Source organism: Neobacillus fumarioli NBRC 102428, from assembly GCF_001591485.1.
GTDB classification, from domain to species: domain Bacteria; phylum Bacillota; class Bacilli; order Bacillales; family Cytobacillaceae; genus Neobacillus; species Neobacillus fumarioli.
Map to the genome: position 1 here is coordinate 13,575 of NZ_BCUZ01000009.1, position 22,690 is coordinate 36,264.

The 22,690-nt window shown below is 38.5% G+C and carries 28 protein-coding genes; 4 read left to right on the top strand and 24 right to left on the bottom strand.

Annotated elements, in window-relative coordinates; translation table 11 throughout:
* Nucleotides 1-93: 93 nt before the first annotated feature.
* From ndk to BFU02S_RS03310, 13 genes are all read right to left on the bottom strand, one after another.
* Nucleotides 94-540, bottom strand: a complete 447-nt coding sequence (gene ndk, locus BFU02S_RS03250; RefSeq protein ID WP_066366479.1) for a nucleoside-diphosphate kinase — start codon at nucleotides 538-540, stop codon at nucleotides 94-96.
* Nucleotides 541-681: 141 nt separating this feature from the next.
* On the bottom strand, nucleotides 682-1,644 hold the full coding sequence (gene hepT, locus BFU02S_RS03255) for a heptaprenyl diphosphate synthase component II (protein WP_066366481.1): 963 nt from the start codon (nucleotides 1,642-1,644) through the stop codon (nucleotides 682-684).
* A 61-nt stretch (nucleotides 1,645-1,705) separates the two neighbouring features.
* The gene (locus BFU02S_RS03260; RefSeq protein ID WP_066366483.1) at nucleotides 1,706-2,410 is read right to left on the bottom strand and encodes a demethylmenaquinone methyltransferase; all 705 of its coding nucleotides are present in this window, start codon (nucleotides 2,408-2,410) and stop codon (nucleotides 1,706-1,708) included.
* Nucleotides 2,411-2,414: 4 nt separating this feature from the next.
* A complete protein-coding gene (locus BFU02S_RS03265; RefSeq protein WP_066366485.1) occupies nucleotides 2,415-3,224 on the bottom strand; it encodes a heptaprenyl diphosphate synthase component 1 in 810 nt (269 codons plus the stop codon).
* 173 nt (nucleotides 3,225-3,397) lie between these two features.
* Nucleotides 3,398-3,634 carry a trp RNA-binding attenuation protein MtrB gene (gene mtrB / locus BFU02S_RS03270; protein WP_066366487.1) on the bottom strand — a complete coding sequence of 79 codons (237 nt, stop codon included), beginning with the start codon at nucleotides 3,632-3,634 and terminating at the stop codon, nucleotides 3,398-3,400.
* A gap of 29 nt (nucleotides 3,635-3,663) precedes the next feature.
* Nucleotides 3,664-4,227 carry a GTP cyclohydrolase I FolE gene (gene folE / locus BFU02S_RS03275; protein WP_066366490.1) on the bottom strand — a complete coding sequence of 188 codons (564 nt, stop codon included), beginning with the start codon at nucleotides 4,225-4,227 and terminating at the stop codon, nucleotides 3,664-3,666.
* A 166-nt stretch (nucleotides 4,228-4,393) separates the two neighbouring features.
* Nucleotides 4,394-4,666 carry a non-specific DNA-binding protein Hbs gene (hbs, locus tag BFU02S_RS03280; protein ID WP_042355261.1) on the bottom strand — a complete coding sequence of 91 codons (273 nt, stop codon included), beginning with the start codon at nucleotides 4,664-4,666 and terminating at the stop codon, nucleotides 4,394-4,396.
* A gap of 338 nt (nucleotides 4,667-5,004) precedes the next feature.
* Nucleotides 5,005-6,483: a stage IV sporulation protein A gene (gene spoIVA, locus BFU02S_RS03285; protein WP_066366492.1), complete on the bottom strand. Its 1,479-nt coding sequence runs from the start codon at nucleotides 6,481-6,483 to the stop codon at nucleotides 5,005-5,007.
* Nucleotides 6,484-6,849: 366 nt separating this feature from the next.
* Complete coding sequence (locus BFU02S_RS03290) at nucleotides 6,850-7,560, bottom strand: YphF family lipoprotein (RefSeq protein WP_066366494.1); 711 nt, start codon at nucleotides 7,558-7,560, stop codon at nucleotides 6,850-6,852.
* A gap of 28 nt (nucleotides 7,561-7,588) precedes the next feature.
* Entirely contained in the window at nucleotides 7,589-7,774 is a 186-nt protein-coding gene (locus BFU02S_RS03295; RefSeq protein ID WP_066366498.1) for a DUF2768 domain-containing protein, read from the bottom strand.
* Nucleotides 7,775-7,991: 217 nt separating this feature from the next.
* Entirely contained in the window at nucleotides 7,992-9,041 is a 1,050-nt protein-coding gene (locus BFU02S_RS03300) for an NAD(P)H-dependent glycerol-3-phosphate dehydrogenase (RefSeq protein WP_066366500.1), read from the bottom strand.
* A 20-nt stretch (nucleotides 9,042-9,061) separates the two neighbouring features.
* Entirely contained in the window at nucleotides 9,062-10,372 is a 1,311-nt protein-coding gene (der, locus tag BFU02S_RS03305) for a ribosome biogenesis GTPase Der (protein ID WP_066366502.1), read from the bottom strand.
* A gap of 132 nt (nucleotides 10,373-10,504) precedes the next feature.
* Nucleotides 10,505-11,113, bottom strand: coding sequence for a YphA family membrane protein (locus BFU02S_RS03310; RefSeq protein ID WP_066366505.1), 609 nt, complete (start codon nucleotides 11,111-11,113; stop codon nucleotides 10,505-10,507).
* Nucleotides 11,114-11,220: 107 nt separating this feature from the next.
* Between BFU02S_RS03310 and BFU02S_RS16230 the strand changes: the two genes are divergently transcribed.
* A complete protein-coding gene (locus BFU02S_RS16230) occupies nucleotides 11,221-11,364 on the top strand; it encodes a YpzI family protein (RefSeq protein ID WP_084360970.1) in 144 nt (47 codons plus the stop codon).
* Between the two features lie 42 nt (nucleotides 11,365-11,406).
* Here the strand turns inward: BFU02S_RS16230 and fni are convergent, their stop codons facing one another.
* From fni to BFU02S_RS03365, 11 genes are all read right to left on the bottom strand, one after another.
* Nucleotides 11,407-12,465: a type 2 isopentenyl-diphosphate Delta-isomerase gene (fni, locus tag BFU02S_RS03315; protein WP_066366508.1), complete on the bottom strand. Its 1,059-nt coding sequence runs from the start codon at nucleotides 12,463-12,465 to the stop codon at nucleotides 11,407-11,409.
* Between the two features lie 13 nt (nucleotides 12,466-12,478).
* The gene (rpsA, locus tag BFU02S_RS03320; RefSeq protein ID WP_066366510.1) at nucleotides 12,479-13,618 is read right to left on the bottom strand and encodes a 30S ribosomal protein S1; all 1,140 of its coding nucleotides are present in this window, start codon (nucleotides 13,616-13,618) and stop codon (nucleotides 12,479-12,481) included.
* Between the two features lie 152 nt (nucleotides 13,619-13,770).
* Nucleotides 13,771-14,352, bottom strand: a complete 582-nt coding sequence (locus BFU02S_RS03325; RefSeq protein ID WP_439950984.1) for a lysophospholipid acyltransferase family protein — start codon at nucleotides 14,350-14,352, stop codon at nucleotides 13,771-13,773.
* Between the two features lie 2 nt (nucleotides 14,353-14,354).
* On the bottom strand, nucleotides 14,355-15,029 hold the full coding sequence (gene cmk, locus BFU02S_RS03330; RefSeq protein ID WP_066366515.1) for a (d)CMP kinase: 675 nt from the start codon (nucleotides 15,027-15,029) through the stop codon (nucleotides 14,355-14,357).
* A 98-nt stretch (nucleotides 15,030-15,127) separates the two neighbouring features.
* Complete coding sequence (locus tag BFU02S_RS03335; protein ID WP_066366518.1) at nucleotides 15,128-15,310, bottom strand: YpfB family protein; 183 nt, start codon at nucleotides 15,308-15,310, stop codon at nucleotides 15,128-15,130.
* Nucleotides 15,311-15,331: 21 nt separating this feature from the next.
* Complete coding sequence (ypeB, locus tag BFU02S_RS03340) at nucleotides 15,332-16,681, bottom strand: germination protein YpeB (RefSeq protein WP_066366520.1); 1,350 nt, start codon at nucleotides 16,679-16,681, stop codon at nucleotides 15,332-15,334.
* A 12-nt stretch (nucleotides 16,682-16,693) separates the two neighbouring features.
* Nucleotides 16,694-17,440, bottom strand: a complete 747-nt coding sequence (sleB, locus tag BFU02S_RS03345) for a spore cortex-lytic enzyme (RefSeq protein ID WP_066366523.1) — start codon at nucleotides 17,438-17,440, stop codon at nucleotides 16,694-16,696.
* 93 nt (nucleotides 17,441-17,533) lie between these two features.
* Nucleotides 17,534-18,223 (bottom strand): glutamic-type intramembrane protease PrsW, encoded by a 690-nt coding sequence (gene prsW, locus BFU02S_RS03350; protein WP_066366526.1) that lies wholly within the window; start codon nucleotides 18,221-18,223, stop codon nucleotides 17,534-17,536.
* Nucleotides 18,224-18,291: 68 nt separating this feature from the next.
* On the bottom strand, nucleotides 18,292-19,272 hold the full coding sequence (locus BFU02S_RS03355) for a YpdA family putative bacillithiol disulfide reductase (protein ID WP_066366528.1): 981 nt from the start codon (nucleotides 19,270-19,272) through the stop codon (nucleotides 18,292-18,294).
* An 88-nt stretch (nucleotides 19,273-19,360) separates the two neighbouring features.
* Nucleotides 19,361-20,638 (bottom strand): Glu/Leu/Phe/Val family dehydrogenase, encoded by a 1,278-nt coding sequence (locus BFU02S_RS03360; protein WP_066366530.1) that lies wholly within the window; start codon nucleotides 20,636-20,638, stop codon nucleotides 19,361-19,363.
* Between the two features lie 216 nt (nucleotides 20,639-20,854).
* Complete coding sequence (locus BFU02S_RS03365) at nucleotides 20,855-21,436, bottom strand: genetic competence negative regulator (protein WP_066366534.1); 582 nt, start codon at nucleotides 21,434-21,436, stop codon at nucleotides 20,855-20,857.
* 169 nt (nucleotides 21,437-21,605) lie between these two features.
* Between BFU02S_RS03365 and BFU02S_RS03370 the strand changes: the two genes are divergently transcribed.
* From BFU02S_RS03370 to cotJC, 3 genes are read left to right on the top strand one after another with little or no spacing between them, the layout of a single operon-like run.
* Nucleotides 21,606-21,836 carry a spore coat associated protein CotJA gene (locus BFU02S_RS03370; RefSeq protein WP_066366536.1) on the top strand — a complete coding sequence of 77 codons (231 nt, stop codon included), beginning with the start codon at nucleotides 21,606-21,608 and terminating at the stop codon, nucleotides 21,834-21,836.
* A complete protein-coding gene (locus tag BFU02S_RS03375) occupies nucleotides 21,833-22,093 on the top strand; it encodes a spore coat protein CotJB (protein ID WP_066366538.1) in 261 nt (86 codons plus the stop codon). Before BFU02S_RS03370 ends, BFU02S_RS03375 begins: the two co-directional genes overlap by 4 nt.
* Nucleotides 22,094-22,114: 21 nt before the next feature.
* On the top strand, nucleotides 22,115-22,684 hold the full coding sequence (gene cotJC, locus BFU02S_RS03380) for a spore coat protein CotJC (RefSeq protein ID WP_066366541.1): 570 nt from the start codon (nucleotides 22,115-22,117) through the stop codon (nucleotides 22,682-22,684).
* The last annotated feature ends 6 nt before the right edge of the window (nucleotides 22,685-22,690 follow it).

The following is a 22,690-nucleotide window of genomic DNA, read 5'->3' on the forward strand; positions in this document are numbered from 1 at the left end:
TCATTTAGCCTAGTAGTACAATTCAGAAAAGAATAATAATTTTTGAAAAGGCATACAAAAAGGCACTTGCTGAACAAGTGCCTTTTCTTTATATTAGTAAATCCAGTCATTTATTAATTTGGAGTAATCCGCCAGTTCAGATTCCTTAAAAAACAAGTTAATTTCCCGCTCAGCGCTAGCCGGTGAATCTGAACCGTGAATGACGTTTTTGCCGACTGTTAGTCCAAAATCACCGCGAATGGTGCCTGGAGCAGCATCTTTAGGATTCGTCGAGCCCATCATTTGCCGTGCTGTGGCAATGACATTTTCACCTTGCCAAACCATTGCAAAAACCGGTCCGGATGTAATAAATTCAACCAACTCACCAAAGAAGGGACGCTCTTTATGCTCACCGTAATGCTGTTCGGCAAGCTCTGTTGGAATGTTCATTAGCTTTGCTCCCACTAATTGAAATCCCTTTCTTTCAAAGCGAGCTACGATTTCCCCAATTAAATTGCGCTGAACTCCATCTGGTTTAACCATTAAAAATGTTCTTTCCATGAATTCCACTCCTAAACCTTATGTATACTAATTGTCATCTTTGACAATTCATGAAAATGTTATCATTTTTTCAAATATTGTGCAAGGTGAAAATAAAATCTTGTTAAACGGTCATTTACAGAGTGTGTTGACCCGTTAAGCCTAAAATTTACGTCTACCGATAAATTTGGAAATGTCTCTAAGAGATTTTTTCACTTTATTTGCCGGCAGTTCTTCCAGTACAGCCAAAGCTTTATCTAAATAATAATCGCTTAAGGCCATTGATTTTTCAATAGCCCCCGATTCCTTGATCAGTGTAATAACCCCAGAAATCTCCAGTGGATTCATATGCTCATGGACTTTTTCAATTTCACTTTTCGTTTTTGGGTTTTCCATGGCAAAAAGGGCTGGCGCCGTAATATTACCTTGCAGTAGATCACTTCCGGCTGGTTTTCCCAACTCTTTTTCCGTACCGGTAAAATCCAAAATATCATCCGTTATTTGGAACGACATCCCCACAAAATAGCCAAATCGATATAATTTTTTATGAGTGGATTCATCAACGTCCGCAGCAATTGCTCCTAATTGGCAGCTTGCCGCAATCAGTAAGGCCGTTTTTCGTCTTATTCTTCTGAGGTAGTCACGAAGATTTTGATTGAAACGATATTTATCTTTTATTTGCTGAATTTCTCCCACTGTCAATTCAACCATTGTGTCTGCTAAAATTTTGTGGGCTTTTGGATTTCTTATATTGGCCATTAAATCCAGTGCCTCAGCAAAAACAAAGTCGCCCGTGTACATCGCAATTTTGTTATCCCACTTTGATTTGACCGTCGGCTGGCCGCGGCGCAAATCAGCATCATCAATGACATCATCATGGACAAGTGAAGCCATATGAATAAGTTCTAAAGCAACGGCAACATTCTTCATCACGTGAATATCATAATTACCAAATTTTCCGCCAAGCAATACAAAAACAGGACGAATTCTTTTTCCTCCGGCTTGTAATGTATGCATCGAAGCTTCTTTCAAAAGTGAAGACTTTGTTTGTATTGTCTCCTCCAGCTTTTTCTCAATTAAGTTAATATCTGAATTCAAAAATGAATACATCATCTTCAATTTCATTTGTATTCACCCAGCTTTTCATCCTGTCTTTGTTCTTCTGTTCATTCCAATTTCGGAAGCTTTAGTTTTTTTTCCCAATATGAACAGCTGCTGCACCGCCGCTGTATGGTTTATATTTAACATCCCTGAATCCGGCCTGTTCAAATAAACGGGCTAGTTCCTTCATTCCGGGAAAATCCCGGGCAGACTCTTGAAGCCAAGAATATTCTTCATAGCTTTTCGCAAATAACTTTCCGAACAATGGCATAATAAATCGAAAATAAAAGAAAAATAGCTGCCGATACCCGAATAATGTCGGCTGGGATGTTTCAAGACAAACAGCAATTCCCCCCGGTCTAACAACCCGGTGCATTTCTTTCAAAACTTGAAGATAATCAGGTACATTCCTAAGACCAAAGCCGATCGTAACATAGTCAAAACTATTATCAGGGAAAGGGAGTTCCATCGCATTGCCGTGGATTAAATTCACCTGTTTAAGCCCCAGGCGTTTTACTTTCTCCTCTCCTACCTTCAGCATATTTTTGCTGAAATCAAGACCAGTTACTTCACCATTTGGGCCAACAGCTTCTGCCAAAGCAATCGTCCAATCAGCCGTACCGCAACAAACATCAAGGGCTTTAGAGCCAAGCTTAACGTTCATTCTTCTCATCGTATCCTTCCGCCATCTGATGTGTTGCTGAAAACTGATCACAGAGTTCATTTTATCATAGTTTTCGGATATTTTTTCGAATACATGATGAACTCGCTGTTCTTTTGACTGCTGCATACTATTACCCTTCTTCCGCAAAAGTTTTTGCAAATGGCTGATGGTGCTTTAACAACAAAGATATTCTTGCCTTAAGAAAATCATTTAAAAAATGTGATTCCAACATTAAAGTTTCAAGCGTTTGTTTAGAATGCTGCAGATATTGATCACAAACCGCTAACAATTGCTGTTTGTGCTTAACCAATGATCCGGTTAAACGAGCACTAGTTGGAAAAATCAAGCGCTTTAGGGAGTCAAATAAAACCGAACTTTCCCCTTCAAGAAATTGATCTTTTTCCTTTTGCAATCGTTTAAAAAACAACAAATTAGCCAAAAGCTCACTCCAATGTTCTGCATGAAAATGTTCTGAAAGCTTCATGAGAATTGAGCTTTCAATGTATTTTAAACTGGTCATTAAATTTTCAATGGTTTCAGAATCATGATGATATACAATAATTTTATGTTCATTGATCTCTTTAACACCAGCAGAGAGCGCTCTTATAATCAAAACATTTTCTGTTTCAGCGAGCAGCTTATAATATAGACCGCTGTAATAATCCCCTGCCAAGACTGTAAGTTGCCTCGCTTTACTGTCCTCTGTTAATTTATTGATATGTTCATGGGTATCAAGGGCAATTTGAATAAGCATTGTTGCTAAACAATAATTTTCAAATTCCTTAGATGGAAGATCAAGTGTATCCATCATAGAAATAAGGATCAAGAGCTTATCCTCATCAATCATCGGCCTTTCGATATATTCAAGCAAGTAGGTGTCAAAAACACGTTTTTCAAGCTTCTCTTTCATGTCGATAAATTTTTGCCGAATATTTTGCATTTCTATCACCCTTGCTTCACCGAAGTTAAATTACTATGTACGATTCCGTTTCTATTCGTTCTCGTTATCATAAAAAAATACGAACTATTTTAAACAAGCCAGATTTCATTATATCATAAAAGAGGGTGTATGGGCAGGACTTCACAAAATAAATACTTGATCGTTCCAGCCACTTATTTATTTACCCCACTGTCAATTTCACCATACTGAGTTAAAATTTTAGCGTTTCCCCTAATCTTAATAGCTGAAGTATGCTCTGTAAACTGAGCAATCAAAACTTCTCCTTTATCAAGTTTCTCTGAGTGGTGAAATTTTGTGTCAGAGCCTCTTGTTAACCCGATCACATTTACTCCATCATCAACAGCTTTGATTACCACATAATCGCTACTCTGGAAATTGCGCTTTTCCATCTGATCACCCCTTTTATTTTTAGAAAAGCTTATTTGATTAATGAAAGGATTTCAGAACGTGCGACTGCGTCTTCTTCAAATGTCCCCCGGACAGAAGTAGTCACTGTTTTCGAACCCGGTTTTTTCACTCCACGCATTGTCATACACATATGTTCTGCTTCAACCACCACCATTACTCCATGTGGTTTAAGTTTTTCCATAATACTGTCAGCAATTGTTGAAGTAATCCGTTCTTGCAGCTGCGGACGTTTCGCAACGGCTTCCACTGCTCTTGCAAGCTTGCTTAATCCTGTTACACGCCCCTGTTGCGGGATGTAGGCAACATGTGCTTTACCAAAAAAAGGAACAAGATGATGTTCACACATGGAATAAAACGGAATATCCTTTACGAGTACAAGTTCTTCATGATCTTCACTGAAGATGGTTTCAAAATGCTGTTTCGGGTCTTCATTTAATCCGCTAAAAACTTCTTCATACATTTTGGCAACACGTTTAGGTGTATCAAGCAATCCTTCCCTGTTTGGATCCTCACCGATCGCTTCTAAAATTAAACGTACCGCTTCTTCAATTTGGGCACGATTTATATCTGACATACTGATTCCCCCTGTTGGATATCTGGATAAAATAACACATTCATATTAGCATACATTTTCATAAACAAGCAAAATTGAATGTGAATAACGGTCTAAAATTGAAAAAGGCCATGGGTTGCCATGGCCTAAAGCTTAAGCATTCGCTTAAAGCAATAAATTTATGTAATTATTTTACTGCATCTTTAAGCGCTTTACCTGGTTTAAATGCGGGAACCTTGCTGGCACCGATTTCGATTTCCTCACCTGTTTGAGGATTGCGGCCTTTCCGGGCTGCACGTTCACGTACTTCAAAGTTACCAAAACCAATTAATTGTACTTTATCACCATTTTTTAAAGCATCTAAAATTGTGTCAAAAACAGCATCAACTGCTTTTGTAGCATCTTTTTTAGAAAGTTCGCTGGCTTCAGCTACAGCATTAATAAGTTCTGTCTTGTTCATGCCATTCACCTCCTCCCAAAGAGAAATCTAAGTAAATAAGATTACTTATCTACATTTCTGAACATTTTTTTTAAATTCTATACGTTATAGTGCGATTTTTGTTGCCAAAGTTTTTACAAGTTATTCACTTTGGCTTCTCAAATATAATTTTTGAGAAAAACCCCATTAAATCAAGGTTTTGAAGCACTATTACGTAATTCTGTTAAAAGATTATCACAATCAATTCAGCATAGCAAGAAGAATTCATGAAATTATGGTAATCTTTTCTTTTGTACATTATTTTTTTTACTTCATTTTACTTTTCTGCACAAAAAAGACTCCTTTCAGGAGTCTAATTTTTACAAGATGATGGCAATTAACCCGCCGGAGCCTTCATTAATAATTCGTTCTAATGTTTCTTTTAATTTATATCTGGCATTTTCTGGCATTAACGATAATTTGGCTTGAATACCTTCGCGGACAATAGAGCTAAGACTGCGTCCAAAAATATCAGAATTCCATATGGATAGCGGATCTTCTTCAAAATCCTGCATTAAATAGCGGACAAGCTCTTCACTTTGTTTTTCTGTACCAATGATCGGAGCAAATTCCGATTCAACATCTACTTTGATCATATGAATTGAAGGGGCTACAGCCTTCAACCTTACACCAAAGCGCGCACCCTGCCGGATAATCTCCGGTTCTTCTAAACTCATATCTGCAAGTGTTGGGGAAGCGATTCCATAACCTGTTTGTTTGACCATTTTCAGTGCATCGGCAATATGGTCATATTCAGCCTTTGCATAGGCAAAATCCTGCATTAATTCAAGCAGATGATCTTTTCCTCTGATTTCTACCCCAACAATTTCTTTTAAAATGTCATCATATAATTCGTCTGGGGCAAACAAATCAATTTCGGCTACCCCTGAACCCATTTCAACCCCTGCAAGCTGAGCCCTTTCAATAAATTCATATTCGCTGAATTGTTGTACAACTTGGTCTACATCTCTTAATCTCTTAATATCTTTTACTGTTTCTTTTACAGCGTCCTGATAGCTTTGCCGCAGCCAATGATTTTCCCTTAATACCATGACCCAGCTTGGTAGGTTTACATTCACTTCTAGTACTGGGAATTCATACAATGCTTCACGAAGAACGTTAAGAACATCGCTTTCCCGCATACTTTCAACACTCATGGCGATCACAGGGATATCATATTTTTCTGCAAGGCTTGATCGTAATGTTTCTGTGCTTGGATGATACGGCTGGGCACTGTTAATTACCATAATAAACGGTTTGCCCACTTCCTTCAGCTCTTCAATTACCCTTTCTTCTGCCTCAATGTAATTGCTTCTGGGTATTTCCCCAATCGATCCGTCTGTTGTAACTACCACCCCAATGGTAGAATGTTCTTGGATTACTTTCCTTGTGCCAATTTCAGCGGCTTCATGAAAAGGAATCGGCTCCTCATACCATGGGGTATTTATCATTCTTGGTCCATTTTCATCTTCATAGCCTTTAGCTCCGGGAACTGTGTAGCCAACACAATCTACCAGTCTGATGTTTACGTCTAAACCTTCATCAACATGAACCGTTGCAGCCTGATTAGGCACGAATTTCGGTTCTGTTGTCATAATGGTTTTTCCTGCTGCACTTTGCGGGAGCTCATCTTGTGCCCGGTTCCTTTCAGCTTCACTTGTGATATTCGGTAAAACGACAAGCTCCATGAATTTTTTAATAAATGTTGATTTTCCAGTTCGTACTGCTCCTACAACTCCTAAATAAATATCACCGCCTGTTCTTTCGGCAATATCTTTAAAAATATCGACCTTTTCCAAGTGATCCCCTCCTAATCATAGAGTCAATCGGGATAAAGCAATCCATATAGGTATTTTTGGACAGTATATGTTTATGATGTTGTCCTATCTCTTTATGACTATTTTCGAAAATTCTATCCTCCCTCACTTAATATTTAAAAACATTCTCTGATATGTGTTTTGTCTGAACATTTGATTTATATGGAGGGTTTATCTATCATGACGTTTATACTCCGTATAAACGCGTTTTACATTCACAAAAAAACCCTTCTCCTACAATATATTTCACAGGAAAAGGGTTATGCCTAAAATAAAAGTGAAAGCGCCTTGAACAGCCCCGAAGGGCTATGCGCTGCAGCTAGATAGGATAACTTTATATGGGATCCGCTATTTATCTAGGAAAATCGGCTCTTTTGTTTTTGCATCTATAGTATATGGCAATGAAAAAGCTGGAACAAACATGGAATTTCGCACTAAAAGTGAACGAATATCTTCACCTGGTTTTACCTGGTTGCCTGCTGTTTTAAGCGCATGATATAAATCAGGCCGGTAATCTACATATACTTCTGCCTGTCCAGTTATAACAAACGATAAGTTTTGATGTGTAAATGGGCTGACGACGTATGGGGGCTGATTATACCCCAATTTCTTAAAATCTAGGGTAAAAACATTTTTTGAAATTTGGGATTTGTAGGGAGGATACCCCATTGATTTGATTCGCAAATTAATGTCACGAATCGTATCCGCCATCCTTAAGTCTAGTAATTTAACTGTTGGATTGGTTTCTTCATTTATTAACACATACTGAAATATACCGCCGTTTTCAAAGGCATTCCCAGGTGGTTCGGACATATATTTTGGCATTAGTTTTTTAAAATCAATTGGATATTTTTCATATATCGGTGTATTCGCTTCTTTTGTTTTAATGGGCAATAGACCACCGTTATCTTTGCGATAGTCATTCACCGCAGTCTGTACAGCTTGCAGTTGATCCTTATAGGGAATTTGGTTTTTTGCCAAATTTTGTTCAGGATACATGCATCCGGATAATAGAAATATACCCGCCGCAAGCAAACAGCCAACTAATCTTAGTTTCATATAATCACCTTATGTTTATGTATTTCTGCTATGCGAAGAAAACGATTACTAAAGTGAGTCCTGCCGCAATCATAAAAAGATAGGCAAAGATGGCGGTGATGAATTTTAAAACTCCTGTTAATTTAAATCGGCTTAAATAAATAGTAACGATTGCCAGAAACATAAGCCCCATTCCGGCAAGCGAAATCCACATCTTTAACATACCCGGCGACAAAATAACTCCCCCCTTTGATAAACAAATTATAACATAAATGACAATAAAAAAACTGAAGTAAAGATGGGCGAGTTCTTTACTTCAGCAAGCAGGACTAAAATACCCAAACTCCAGGCGTCTTACTACCAAGTAGCTTCGTCTTCATTGTATGCAATCAAATAATAAAGCGTATCATCGAACGCCTATTTTTCTCAGCTAAAAAGTATATTTTTTACGTTTACAAAATTCTTTCATCCAAAATATTGACCAATTCTTTCATTTCATTGGTTTTTCCCCGTGCCATCAGTTCATCAACAGCTTTTTTCGGATCTTTACCGTTAAATAACACATCATATAAAACCATGGTGATTGGCATATTGACATGATACTTTTTAGCTAACTGATAAGCGGCTTTTGTCGTTCTGACTCCTTCCACGACCATTCCCATACTGGCAAGTACTTCTTCCAGTGTTTTTCCTTTTCCGAGCATATTTCCGGCTCGCCAATTTCTAGAGTGCACGCTTGTACAGGTCACAATTAAATCACCAATTCCCGTTAATCCTGAAAAAGTTAATGGGTTGGCCCCCATTTTTGTACCTAGGCGCGCGATTTCAGCCAAACCTCGCGTAATCAATGCCGCTTTGGCATTATCCCCATAACCGAGACCATCGGAGATCCCGGCCGCAAGTGCGATAATATTTTTCAATGCACCGCCGATTTCAACCCCAATGACATCCGCATTCGTATAGACACGAAAATTCTGGTTAATAAATAGGTCCTGAATTTTTTCCGCTACTTCCATATTTTCCGAGGAAACCGTTACGGTTGTAGGATGCCTTAAACTCACTTCTTCCGCATGACTCGGTCCGGAAAGAACAACGATATCCTTTAATAATTCTTTCGGTACTACTTCCGCAATCACTTCTGAAATACGTAATAATGTATTAGGCTCAATTCCTTTACTTACATGGGCAATCGTAACTGGCTGTGTGATCACATCACAGATTTTTCCCAGTACCTCGCGAATCGCTTTTGTCGGCACGGCCAAGACGATTGTATCAACTCCTGCCAAAGCATCTTGTAAAGAAGCATAGGCAACAATCGATTCAGGGAGAATAATTTCAGGTAAATACTTTTTATTTGTATGATATTCATTGATTTCTTTTACCTGGTTTTCATTATGGCTCCATAGTCTGACTTCATGGCCATTATCTGTAAGCACCATCGCAAGTGCGGTTCCCCATGACCCGGCACCAACCACAGAGACAACGGTTTGTTCATTCTGCACTCTTTTCCACCTGCCATCTTTTATTTTCTTTCCCTAGCGTAAATCCTGATCGGTGTCCCCTCAAAGCCAAAAGCATCTCTAATTCGATTTTCCAAGAACCGCTCATAAGAGAAATGCAGCAATTCCGGATCATTGACAAAAATAACGAACGTTGGAGGCTTAACTGAAACTTGAGTTGTATAATAAATTTTTAGCCGTCTTCCTTTATCTGTTGGTGTAGGATTCATTGCGACAGCATCCATAATGATATCATTTAATACACTCGTCTCAACACGCATCGAATGATTTTCGCTTGCAAGTTGAATCATTGGCAGTAGAGTATGAATTCGTTTTTTCGTTTTGGCGGAAAGAAATACAATCGGTGCATAATCCAGGAACAAGAAATGGTCCCGAATTTTTTGTTCAAATTCTTTCATGGTCTTTTCATCTTTTTCGATAGCATCCCACTTATTAACAACAATAACCACCGCTCTTCCTGCCTCATGGGCATAGCCAGCAATTTTTTTGTCCTGCTCAATAATCCCTTCCTCGGCATTTAGGACGACAAGAACAACATCGGAGCGTTCAATGGCCCTTAAAGCCCTAAGTACACTGTATTTTTCGGTCGTTTCATATACCTTGCCTTTTTTCCGAATTCCAGCCGTATCAATAATGACATATTTTTGGCCATTGTATGTATAAGGCGAATCGATCGCATCCCGTGTTGTTCCGGCAATGTCACTGACAATAACCCGCTCTTCCCCCAAGATAGCATTCACTAGCGAGGATTTTCCTACATTCGGCCGGCCTATTAAGGAGAATTTAATGACATCTTCATCATATTCCTGATGCTCGTCCTTTGGAAAGTGCTTTGCTGCTTCGTCCAAAAGATCTCCGATCCCGAGGCCATGTGTCCCCGAAACCGGAATTGGATCGCCAAATCCAAGTGCGTAAAAATCATAAATCTGATCTCGCATTTCGGGATTATCGATTTTATTAACACCTAAAACAACGGGTTTTTTTGATTTATATAAAATTTTAGCCACTTCTTCATCAGCGGGCGTAACACCTTCTCTGCCATTTGTTAAAAAAATGATTACATCCGCTTCATCAATCGCTACTTCAGCCTGCTGGCGTATTTGCTCTAAAAACGGTTCATCACCAATATCAATACCGCCTGTGTCAATAATATTAAATTCATGCGTTAACCATTCTCCAGAGCTGTATATGCGATCCCTCGTTACTCCTGGAACATCCTCAACAATCGATATCCGTTCACCGGCAATCCGATTAAAAATCGTGGACTTTCCAACATTCGGACGTCCAACAATGGCAATAACAGGTTTTACCAATCTAATCGCCACCCTTTCCATTTTTATATAAACATTCTTAATTTTTACTAATAATTAGAAAGAAACCCTTCTGCAGCTAGAAGGGTTTAACTTTATTAGTTTAGCAAAACTTCGTGTTTTTCTCCAATCTTTTTATGAAGATTTCTGTTTTCCTTTTTCCATGAATTGAAAATATTGTTGAAAGATCGTTCCGGCATTTTCAAGAAAACTCCAGGCCATCAGCAATACAATCACTAAAGAACAGACATCTAAATAAGCCAGTGCTCCGATTGGACTTGGAAATTGAAACTTACTTACAGTATAAGCATACAATAATTCTCCCTGCATCGTACCGCTCACAACAATGAGCAATCTTTCTTTTAAAGATTTTTGTAATGTGATGGCTAAAAACCCAAGACAAATCCCAAGCATCCAATCTTTGTTAAAAATTATCCAAACCGGATCAAAAATTTCAAATAGATGGAATGATACATATGCAACGGATATAATTAATGAACAAATCAGCTGATAGATTATAGATATCCGTTTTTGCTGGCTGATAAAAAAATAACAAAACAGCAGCATGAGCACCCCGCTGCTATAAATTTCAAAATTACCAATAGAAAATGAATAGTTGGAGAAAATGATGATCGTTAAAATTATAGCAGCAAGCTGAAAACGATACGGGTTTTGCCTTGATAAAATAAAAGTCACATATACCCAAAGCGACCAAAACACTAAATAAAACAATGCTCCATCCAATATTGACACCTCCTATTATTCTCATTATTGGAAATTGTTTTATGGTTTCATACTTCCTTGAATAATAAATTTGCTATGTACCATCTTATAAACAGGAGGTGTTTCATGTGGGTAAAGACCGCCACGAGAAAAAGTTAAAGATGTCGAGACGGGTAGAATCAGACCGTGATCAATCTCTACATTATCCCGGTGCAGCAAAACTTTCAAGTCCCGAGGAAGGCAGAAAATTAAATGACGGGAAATACAGTTAATGGTTAAAAAAGCTCCTGCGAATGCAGGAGCTTTTTTGCTTATTATTTTCTTCGGCTAAAGAATTTAGTATCGATTCCTCTTTGGACTAACCAATGATAAGTTTCACCTAACATAATTAGGGGAACTTTGTGTAAATCTGTGATTTTTTTAGCTCCTAATGCCGTCATGATCATGATGATTTCTTGATGAAGGTTATCTATTTCAGCTTTAAGGGACTCGGCTCCTTCTTCCAATAAAATACGGAGGAAATATCCGGCAATTCCGATCAAATTAGCACCAATTGCCAACCCTTTTACAATGTCTTTAGCATCACGAAAACCACCCGAACCGATAATCGTAACATTCTCGGAACATGTTGCAGCCTCAATTATGGAAATCGGTGTAGGAATCCCCCAATCATTGAAGAAGGAAAGTGTTTTCTCGCGACGTTTATTTTCAATTTCGGCAAAATTGGTTCCACCAAATCCGCCAACATCAATAATAGATACTCCGACAGATGCCAGTAATTGGACGGTTTCTTTCGACATACCAAAACCGGTTTCTTTTACAATAACAGGAACTCCTACTTCCTTAACAATCGTTTCAATCCGATTTAAAGTACCTGTAAAATCTCGGTCTCCCTCTGGCATTGTCAATTCTTGGATAACATTTAAATGTATTTGCAGCGCATTTGCCTCAATCATTTCGATCGCCGCTTTTGCTTGGTCAGCAGTTGCTTCACTTCCCAGATTAGCAATTACTACCCCGGAAGGGTTTTCTTTTCGAACGATTTCAAATGTATAGATTTGACTTCGATCTTTCAGAGCTGCCATTTGTGAACCTACAGCCATGGCAAGCCCTGTTTCTTTAGCAGCTATCGCCATTTCTTTATTGATTCGATAGGTTTTTTCACCGCCGCCGCCTGTCATGGCATTGATAAAAATAGGCGAACTTAATTTAAGTTCGCCTATCGAACAATCTAACTGAACATCACTAACGCTCATTTCCGGTAAACTTTGGTGAATAAATTTGATTTCATTAAAAGCGGAAGACGGTTTCTCGCTAGTTGTAAGCTCAAGCGCATAGCGAATATGATCCCATTTTCGTTCAGATCTGGACAAATAAATCACCGTTTTATTTTCTTAAATTCTTTAATTTATCACCGATTACTTCTCCCAATTGGAAGCCTTTTGTTTCTTCAGGAAGTTCATAATCAATGTTTTCTTCCACATTTTTATCAAGAAGGTCTTTAATACTTAAAGATAGGCGTTGTTCTTGTTCATTTACATCCAATACTTTAACTTTGACTTCTTGCCCTTCTTTTAATACTTCATGCGGTGTTGCAATATGCTTATGAGCAATTTGCGAAATATGAACAAGACCTTCAACACCAGGAAATACTTCAACGAATGCACCGTAAGAAACCAATCTTTTTACCGTACCTGTTAAAACACTGCCCTTTGGAACTTTTTCAACAATATTTGCCCAAGGGCCAGGCTGAGTTTCTTTGATCGATAAAGAAATTCGCTCATGATCTCGGTCTACACTTAACACTTTCACCTGTACTTTTTGTCCTTCATGAACCACATCAGTTGGTTTATTTACATGTTCGTGTGATAATTGGGAGATATGGACAAGGCCGTCGATTCCTCCAATATCTACAAAAGCCCCAAAATCAGTGATTCTTTGAACAGTACCTTCAATGACATCACCTGCTTGAATCGATTGAAGCCGATCTAAGCGCTGTTTTCCTTTTTCTTCTTCTACTACTGCACGATGAGAAAGGATTAATCGGTTTTTCTCTTTATCAAGTTCAACGATTTTAAAGGTAAGCGTGCGGCCTTTGTAATCGCTGAAATCCTCAACAAAATAAGTTTCCACTAATGAAGCTGGCACAAACCCGCGAACGCCGAGGTCAACAACAAGCCCGCCTTTTACGACATCTTTCACCTCTGCTTCAAAGATTTCGCCTGATTGGAATTTTTGCTCTAAGCTGTCCCATGCTTTCTCAGCATCCACTTTCCGCTTTGAAAGGATAATTGCTTCTTCTTCTACTTTTAATACTTCTAATTCTAACTGATCGCCAACTTGAACGGCATCAGATGCTTTTTCAATATGCAAGCTTGAAAGTTCGCTAATCGGAATAATTCCATCAAGTTTACTTTCTTTAACGTCTACAAATACTTGCTTTTCTTCTACTTTTGTAACTTGTCCAGTTACTTTGTCTCCTACCTCGAAGCTTTTCACTTCTACTTGATTTAAATCTTCAGACATATGTAATCCTCCTTAATCCATTACTACAAAATAACAATATATGATTCGATGGATACTTGAGAGCAGCCACCCCATATAACGTTCTTAAGAATATTCAAAAAAGAATCTCATTAATTAACTTCTTACAAATGGGCTATTTTGTCAAGCAGAACCTACCGGTGTTCAATAATAAGTTTATGGATTTCTGACATAATTAATTCAGTCACTTCCTCGGGAGAAGCTTTGGCTCTTCTCATTTCCTCCATTGAAATCGGCTTCCCATAAACTACTTTCACCTTTTGAAAGCTTTTATATGGGCCGATAATGGCGCTGGGTACAACGCTGCAATCTGTTCTTAAAGCAAAGAAACCTGCACCGGCAAGCCCCTTTCCCAATTCTCCGGTTTTGCTTCTATGTCCTTCTGGAAATAGTCCTAAAACATGTCCTTCTTTTAACACACTTAGCCCTTTTCTTAAGGCTTCCCGATCACTAAAACCTCTTTTTACCGGAAAAGCATGTAAGTTTTTTATAATCCCCTTTAAAACAGGTACAGAAAACAATTCTTCTTTAGCCATAAAATGAATCGGTCTGGGTGCTGTAATACCAACTACAACGGGATCAAAATTTGAAATATGGTTCGTGCACAAAAGTACTGCGCCTTCCATAGGAAAATGTTCAATTCCTATTGCCTCCACCCTATACAATGGTTTAAAAACGGCTGATGCGACATTTTTGGCAAATGAATAAAACGTCAAATTCATTCAACCCTTTCATAAACCAATGTCATGATCTTTTCGACCACTTCATCTATGGTCATCGAAGTTGTATCGATTTCAACTGCATCCCAAGCTTTCTTCAATGGCGCAATCTCTCTTTCGGAGTCAATTTTATCTCGCAGTGCTATTTCCTGTTTTAATTGTTCCAAATCAGATGGATAACCTTTTTTGATGTTTTCAGCGTGGCGGCGGTCAGCTCTTTCTTCAACACTGGCAAGCAAAAAGATCTTAACTTCTGCATTTGGCAACACATAAGTACCAATGTCGCGACCATCCATGACCACACCTCCGTTTCTGGCAAATGCCTGCTGCCTAGAAACCATTTCCTCGCGTACCTTTTTATGTTTGGAAACAATAGAAACGGAGTTGGTTACTTCACTCGTGCGAATTTCGTTCGTCACATTTTTGCCATCAAGATAAACTAATTGTCCATTTTCTGAAGGCAGCAGTTCAATCTTTGTGCCCAATAACGCTTCTATTAAAACCTCTTCATCCTCGAGATTGAGGTTATTGGTGATAGCTTTGTACGTCAATGCCCGGTACATAGCACCGGTATCAATATATATATAGGATAATTTTTCTGCCACAATTTTAGCAACGGTGCTTTTCCCGGCTGCAGCAGGACCGTCTATGGCAATGGAAATTTTCTTCTTCATAAAGCCTCCTAATTTAATGCTAGTTGGTTACTATTTATTCTACCATAAAAACATACAAGCTTGTTTTTTTCATAAAAAATAAAGCAGGTTGTCCTGCTTTATCTTTTCTCTTTAAAGGTTGCAAGAAAGTCTGTAAAAGTGGTGTTGTAGACTCCTTCGTACTTCGTTAGTTTATTCAATTGCGGAAGAAGATCCAGCTGATGAAAAATGAGTTGGGATAGAACGAGAAAAATAAATTGGATGATCGTAAGCTTGATTAAAAATCGTTCTGCTTTTAACAAAACAAGCCACCTCAATTATTCTCACATCGGTCCTTCATTTAAGGATTCTGGATTTTGCAACTTCTCCACTTTTTCTTCCATTCCATTTTTGGCATTAATAAAGATCCGGTACGTGTCGTTACCCAGCGTTCCGAGAAACTCATAACATAATACTTCATGATTTAAATTGTTCATAATGACAGCCTGGCGGTCCTCCATTACTTTCAGGTTCGGATTCACCTTTTTACGTGCCTGTTCCATTGAGATGATCGGTTTATCGATTTTTCTTGTTTGGAAAGATTGTAAATATTCTTCAGCCGAAACCCCGACAATTTCACCATTATCCAGAGCAACTTTAACTTTTATCGATTCAGGGTAGATTCTTACCCCGCCAATAGTCGTTACAAAATTAAAGGTGCCGATATTGTCATACTGAGAACTTTCATATTCTTCCATATTTTTATAGCCATTGTTATTTAAATAAGAAAGGGCTTTTCCTGCAGCATCATGAAGACTGATCTTTTGTTTGGCTACAGTACGATTATCCATAAGCCAAATAAGATGTCCGCCCTTTTTCGTGATATCCATATTTACTACCTGATCGGACTTAGGATTTTTAATAGATACACTATAAAACCCATATCGGGCTCCTTTTCCGCTTTCCGTGACTTTTATATGAGCACCCCCATTTATATTCGAAAATACTCTGGCTTCCTTCATAGCCTCCTGTTGGGAAATCGTTTTTCCGCTAAGGTTTTTAAAGTTTTCATCCTTAGCCTGCTGATTCAGCATTGTCGGCCCCATGTTCGCTTCCTCATAACCGGAGACCGTTTTTTCCACTTTTTTGAATCCATCAATGATCGTATTATCCGTGTTTTCCTTTCCCGATGCTAAAGCTAATTGTACGTCCATCCAGCGAAGATTATGTTTTAATGCCATTGATTGCACTTTTCTAAGCTCGCTTTTAATCTCTCCGGATTGTTTATACAAAGATTGTAATGTATCTGTTTCTTGTTTCGTTAATGGTTCCTTATCCAAATCCCTGATCGCTGTCCGATAGCTAAAATTTCCAACATTTGTTAAAAATTCCTGCGTTTTATTAAAAGGCAGTAATGTTAATGGCAGCTGTCCAACTGAACTATGTGCCTCTGAAGTAATTCTCCAAACGTCTGCTAAAGATGGAGATAATGAATGCCCTGAATTCATCGCAAGAGTGGACCCAATTTTATCATGCAATAAATTCACCTGATAAGTTAGATCGTGAAATGCCCTTTGATAATTGTTTTCCGCATTTAATAACACTGCATTTTTTTCCTGATGTTCTTGATAACCCCAATAACCTGTTCCTGCAACAGCTAATACAAGAATCCCGATTACTATTCCTCTGATCAAATTTCATCACCCCTACCTGCAAAAAATATGTTTACCAATTCTTTTAATTTGCGGTCTTCCCCAAATCCAGCTGCTCGTTGCAGTTGCCGGATTAAAGTAATAAAGGGCATTATCTGTCGGATCCCAGCCGTTTAATGCATCAATAACCGCTTTTCGTGCCGTTTCATTCGGGGTCAGCCATATTTGTCCGTCAGCCACTGCTGTAAATGCCCCTGGTTGAAAGATGATTCCGGGGATTGTTTTTGGAAATGCAGGACTGCTTAATCGATTTAAAATGACAGCAGCAACTGCTACCTGCCCTTCAAACGGTTCACCCCTTGCCTCCCCATAAACAGCATTCGCCATTAGACGAATATCATTTTGTGTGATACCTTGAGGAGTGTTAACTGCTGTATTTTTGACAGATTTACTTGCAACTGAACTATTATTACTTTTGGCAGCGCTGGCGCCATTATATTTTGTTGCTTTGACAAGTTTTGCTTTTGTCGTTTTTCCAGCCAGTCCATCAACAGGCAGACCAAATTGTGATTGAAAATTTCGTAAAGCCCAATACGTGCTCCAGCCAAAGACACCGTCAATTTTCCCATGGTAAAAGCCTATATTTTTAAGCCTTGATTGGAGTTCAATCACATCCTCGCCAACGGCCCCCCGATGGATCACCTGTCCTGTAAAGGCATATGTATCAATTGTTTTTAACCAAATGAAGGAGCTTGCCAAAAGCGACAGGATTGCTGAGTAGAGTAAACTTTTTTTCAACATGGAACAATAACCCCCACTTAGAAATCTATTTACAGTACCCCTATTTTTTGTTTAAATGGTGATTTTATTCTATAAAACCAAACAAACCCTTCATTAAGAATGAAGGGTTTGTTGAACGGTATAGCGTTTTTTCATATGTTTTGCGCTTAATATCTTCGCTTTTTTCACTTTTCGCAAACCATACCACCATAGGAAAATCATAAAAGGAAAAATAATATATAGCCAATTCTCCTGTGATATTAAAATATAATCATAAACACCATGGAAAATGGAAGGAACAAGAATGGAAAGAATTAGCCATTTAGCTTTATTGCCTTCAGAAAACTTTGCTTTTCCGAGGTAGAAGCCCATGATTACCCCAAAAAGGGCATGGCTTGATACCGGGAGTATTGCTCGTGTCATGGCATGCTCAATTCCATTGGCAAATAAATAGAAGATATTTTCAACCGTTGCAAAACCAAGTGATACAGAAACTGCATAAACAATCCCATCAAATGGTTCATCAAATTCTACATATCGATAAACAACATAAAAAAGAATAACCCACTTAAAAAATTCCTCCAGCAAGCCCGTATTCAAAAAGGCATCAATAAATACAGATTTCATTAAATGCTCAGTTTGAAGAACATGCTGAAAAAACATGATTGGAACGAAAAGAAATGCACCATATAAAAAAGTTCTAATCACAAGAGAAATTGGCTCCGAGTCATATTCATCCTTCAAATAAAAATAACTAAGCAATGCCAAACCGGGGGCAATACCGGCGGATAATATTCCCAGCATGTTGAACCTCTTTTCAAATCTGTTTTCTTCATCGTACCACGGAACTGGTTTAAAGAAAATGATAGATATTAATCCGAAACGATATTTACTTCTTTTTCCAAGATCGAACGTGCGATGAGTCTGCCATGAAACTTGCCATTTTCGATAAATATTTCATTCGCATTATTTCCAGCTGCAATAACTCCGACAATATAGATTCCGGAAATATTTGTTTCCATCGTATCTGGATTGAATATTGGTCTTCCTGAATCCATATCAATTTTGATCCCCATTGTAGTTAAAAAATGATGATCCGGACGATAGCCCGTCATCGCAAAAACAAAATCGTTTTTTATGCTTTTTTCTTCACCGTCTTTAACATAAACAACTTGATTTTCCGTTATCTCGATTACATTAGCATTAAACTCCATCTGGATGATTCCGTTCCTTACTAATGAATCAAATTCAGGAAGAATCCAAGGTTTAATGCTTGGGGAATATTCTTTTCCCCTGTATAATACAGTGACCCTTGCACCAGCCTTTACTAACTCAAGCGCAGCATCCACACTGGAGTTTTTCCCGCCGATTACACAAACGTCTTTATCGAAAAAAGGATGGGCTTCCTTAAAGTAATGAAAGACTTTTGGAAGGTCTTCCCCAGGAACATTCATATAATTTGGATGATCATAGTAGCCGGTAGCAATGACGCAGTAACGTGCACGGTAATGATTCTTGTCTGTCATGATGTCAAAATAATCTTCTTGCTTTGCTACCGAGGTTACCTTTTCATATGCATTGATCCGCAAATTTTTTCTTTTCGCCACTTCCCGATAATAGACCAATGCCTGATTGCGTTTTGGCTTATACGTATCTGTTATAAAAGGAACATCACCGATTTCCAGTTTTTCACTAGTACTAAAGAATGTTTGGTGTGTCGGAAAATGATAGATAGAATTGACAATATTGCCCTTTTCAATAATCAGCGGATTTTTCCCGATCTCCTTTAACGCTATGGCAGCTGCCATCCCGCACGGCCCTCCGCCGACAATAATGATATCTTCTATTTGCACAATATTTACACTCCTTAGGATATGAATTACAATAAAAAAACTCCTACCTTTGTTATGATAGGAGTTTTTCTTTAATATTTCAATGGATTTAAACCCAGCCTCTGAAGCGACATGCTTCTGCCATTTTCCTTACACCGACCATATAGGCGGCAAGGCGCATATCAACTCGGCGAGTTTGAGCGGTATCATAAATACTATTAAATGCTTTTACCATGATCTTTTCAAGCTTTTCTTCAACTTCTTCTTCACTCCAGTAATAACCTTGATTATTTTGAACCCATTCAAAATAAGATACAGTTACACCACCAGCTGAAGCTAACACATCTGGTACAAGAAGGATGCCGCGTTCTGTTAAAATTTGCGTAGCTTCTAATGTAGTCGGTCCGTTTGCTGCCTCAACCACAATGCTTGCTCGAATATTATGTGCATTTTCTTCGGTAATTTGGTTTTCAATGGCTGCCGGTACTAGAATATCGCAATCCAATTCAAGCAGTTCTTTATTCGTAATAGTGTTTTGGAATAACTTTGTAACCGTTCCAAAGCTATCGCGCCGATCCAAAAGATAGTCAATATCCAAGCCGTTTGGATCGTAGAGCGCACCATATGCATCCGAGATACCAACTACTTTCGCGCCTGCATCATGCATAAATTTAGATAAGTAACTTCCGGCATTTCCGAATCCTTGAACAACAACACGGGCACCTTCCAATGAAATTCCCCGCTTTTTAGCCGCTTCCCGAATACAAATTGTTACCCCTTTTGCTGTTGCAGAATCACGTCCGTGTGAACCGCCAAGAACCAATGGTTTGCCTGTTATGAATCCAGGTGAATTAAATTCATCGATACGGCTGTATTCATCCATCATCCATGCCATAATTTGCGAATTGGTATAAACATCAGGAGCAGGAATATCTTTTGTTGGTCCGACAATTTGGCTGACTGCTCGAACATATCCGCGGCTAAGTCTTTCTAGTTCTCTGAAAGACATATCACGTGGATCACAAATGATGCCGCCCTTACCACCGCCATACGGAAGATCAACAATTCCACATTTCAAACTCATCCAAATCGAAAGGGCTTTCACTTCTGTTTCCGTTACATTTGGATGGAAGCGAATTCCGCCTTTTGTCGGGCCAACAGCATCGTTATGCTGTGCACGATATCCAGTAAATATTTTAATAGAACCGTCATCCATACGAACAGGGATTTTTACTGTTAATAAACGCAACGGCTCTTTTAATAGTTCATATACTTCTTCAGGATAACCTAATTTTTCCAAAGCCTTATGAATGACTGTTTGCGTTGATTTTAACACATCATGTTTGTCTTCTTGATTAGTCTTTCCAGCACCATTTTCGGCTACCATTTGTAAACCTCCTAAGTAATCCTTAAACGAATGTTGTCCGCTTTCAGTCACAAGTATACACCTTTACATGATTAATGCAAGAATTAAACTGCACTTTCCTTTATTTTTATTATTTTACCTGCAATCGCTATCATTCTTGTTTAGTAATACTTTCCTAAAATTGGATCAATCATAAAAAAATGGGGGTACGCTCCCCATTGAAATTTATCTTATGGATTACTTAAAGTAATGAATAATGGTTTCTACAGCTTGATTGGTCATGATTTGTTTCCCATATTCGATAAGTATAAAAGGACTTTGGATAGAGACATTTCCGAACTCAGACAAAATACTTGCGGCCTTCTCATTTTTCCCAGGGGTTAAATGATTCATGGTTAAGTAATAGCAATTGTTATAAGCAAATAGACTGCCTCCTGATATACCTGCTCTGAAGAGACATTTTGCCGCATTAATAACATCCTCGAATTCTGCAAATTCAAATAACAGACACTCACATCCCCCAAACCGTACTTGCATCTCAATAAACCCGTCATATAAAAGTTCTTCATCTTCTTTATAACCGTTAACAGTGATAATCATAATCATACCTTGAGTCTGGAGGGAGAAAATTTCTACCGCTACAGACCCCTGTATATCCACATCGAATTCGCTGCTGGCCTCTTCTAACATGTCATGGAAGAGCTGATTCCATTTACTTGATTCCTTCCAAATATCATCCTTGGAAAGTCCTCTTTCCATTAAATCATCAGAGGTTAAAAAAATTTTTATTTTGTTTGCTGTTAAGCGTTCTAAGCGCATGATTTTGCCCCCTGCCGTGACCTAACTCTTAAGTTCAGTGTATGTCAGGAGGATTTATTTGTGATTTGTCTATCCGGATCATGCTTACGCGCATACTTACTTAAAATTTATGTCATGTTGGAAAAAGTTTTTCATATAGTTAATTGATATCACATATTGGGAGGGTCCTATGTATACTCATCTTAAGTTTTATCATCCTTTTGTCAGTTCATTTGACCCATGTAAGCCTATTTTAGAAAAAAAGTATTCTACACCGCCTCATTTATATATAGGATTTCAGCCACCTAATCTTCCGCAGTTTTCTCCGTTTGAGGCTCTGAAGGCCGGAACACTTTGGAAAGATTTTTATGATCCTTGGTTCAATACTTATGAAAAGCAAATGGGAGGGGTTCTTCCATGAAACAATTGCCAGCAGAATACTATCAATTAATGGAGCAGCTTCAGGCCGTCGATTTTGTTCTTGTCGAACTGACTTTATATTTGGATACCCACCACAACGATCTGGAAGCCATTCATCAATTTAATCATTATGTAAAAGAAAAAAAGCGGATCAAAAAGCTGTTTGAAAGCCAGTTCGGTCCCCTACAGCAGTTTGGCAACAGCTACTCCGGATACCCTTGGAGCTGGGACGATACGCCTTGGCCTTGGCAAGTTTGAATATAATAAGGGGGGAGTTTCATGTGGATTTATGAAAAAAAACTTCAATACCCGGTTCGTGTCAGTACATGCAATCCAACTTTAGCCAAATATTTGATTGAACAGTATGGCGGTGCGGACGGAGAACTTGCCGCGGCTTTACGATATTTAAATCAAAGATATACCATTCCGGATAAAGTTATTGGTCTTCTTACTGATATTGGAACAGAAGAATTTGCCCATTTGGAAATGATTGCAACAATGGTATATAAACTAACAAAAGACGCCACGCCGGAACAGTTAAAAGCAGCGGGTCTCGGGGAGCATTATGCAAATCATGACGGCGCATTATTTTACCAAAATGCGGCCGGTTCGCCTTGGACAGCCACTTATATCCAGGCAAAAGGGGATCCAATCGCTGATCTTTATGAAGATATTGCTGCTGAAGAGAAAGCCAGAGCAACCTACCAATGGCTGATTGATCTTAGTGATGACCCGGATTTAAATGATTCCCTAAGGTTTTTAAGGGAAAGAGAAATTATTCATGCTCAACGTTTCCGTGAAGCGGTGGAGATTTTGAAAGAGGAATGGGATACAAAGAAAGTTTTCTAACAGGAG

Coding starts and splice junctions, on each gene's coding strand:
- ndk (WP_066366479.1), bottom strand. CDS start 540: ATGGAAAGAACATTTTTAATGGTTAAACCAGATGGAGTTCAGCGCAAT.
- hepT (WP_066366481.1), bottom strand. CDS start 1,644: ATGAAATTGAAGATGATGTATTCATTTTTGAATTCAGATATTAACTTA.
- BFU02S_RS03260 (WP_066366483.1), bottom strand. CDS start 2,410: ATGCAGCAGTCAAAAGAACAGCGAGTTCATCATGTATTCGAAAAAATA.
- BFU02S_RS03265 (WP_066366485.1), bottom strand. CDS start 3,224: ATGCAAAATATTCGGCAAAAATTTATCGACATGAAAGAGAAGCTTGAA.
- mtrB (WP_066366487.1), bottom strand. CDS start 3,634: ATGGAAAAGCGCAATTTCCAGAGTAGCGATTATGTGGTAATCAAAGCT.
- folE (WP_066366490.1), bottom strand. CDS start 4,227: ATGTCAGATATAAATCGTGCCCAAATTGAAGAAGCGGTACGTTTAATT.
- hbs (WP_042355261.1), bottom strand. CDS start 4,666: ATGAACAAGACAGAACTTATTAATGCTGTAGCTGAAGCCAGCGAACTT.
- BFU02S_RS03290 (WP_066366494.1), bottom strand. CDS start 7,560: ATGAAACTAAGATTAGTTGGCTGTTTGCTTGCGGCGGGTATATTTCTA.
- rpsA (WP_066366510.1), bottom strand. CDS start 13,618: ATGTCTGAAGATTTAAATCAAGTAGAAGTGAAAAGCTTCGAGGTAGGA.
- cmk (WP_066366515.1), bottom strand. CDS start 15,029: ATGAAGAAGAAAATTTCCATTGCCATAGACGGTCCTGCTGCAGCCGGG.
- sleB (WP_066366523.1), bottom strand. CDS start 17,440: ATGTTGAAAAAAAGTTTACTCTACTCAGCAATCCTGTCGCTTTTGGCA.
- prsW (WP_066366526.1), bottom strand. CDS start 18,223: ATGCTGGGAATATTATCCGCCGGTATTGCCCCCGGTTTGGCATTGCTT.
- BFU02S_RS03360 (WP_066366530.1), bottom strand. CDS start 20,638: ATGGTAGCCGAAAATGGTGCTGGAAAGACTAATCAAGAAGACAAACAT.
- BFU02S_RS03365 (WP_066366534.1), bottom strand. CDS start 21,436: ATGCGCTTAGAACGCTTAACAGCAAACAAAATAAAAATTTTTTTAACC.
- BFU02S_RS03370 (WP_066366536.1), top strand. CDS start 21,606: ATGTATACTCATCTTAAGTTTTATCATCCTTTTGTCAGTTCATTTGAC.
- BFU02S_RS03375 (WP_066366538.1), top strand. CDS start 21,833: ATGAAACAATTGCCAGCAGAATACTATCAATTAATGGAGCAGCTTCAG.
- cotJC (WP_066366541.1), top strand. CDS start 22,115: ATGTGGATTTATGAAAAAAAACTTCAATACCCGGTTCGTGTCAGTACA.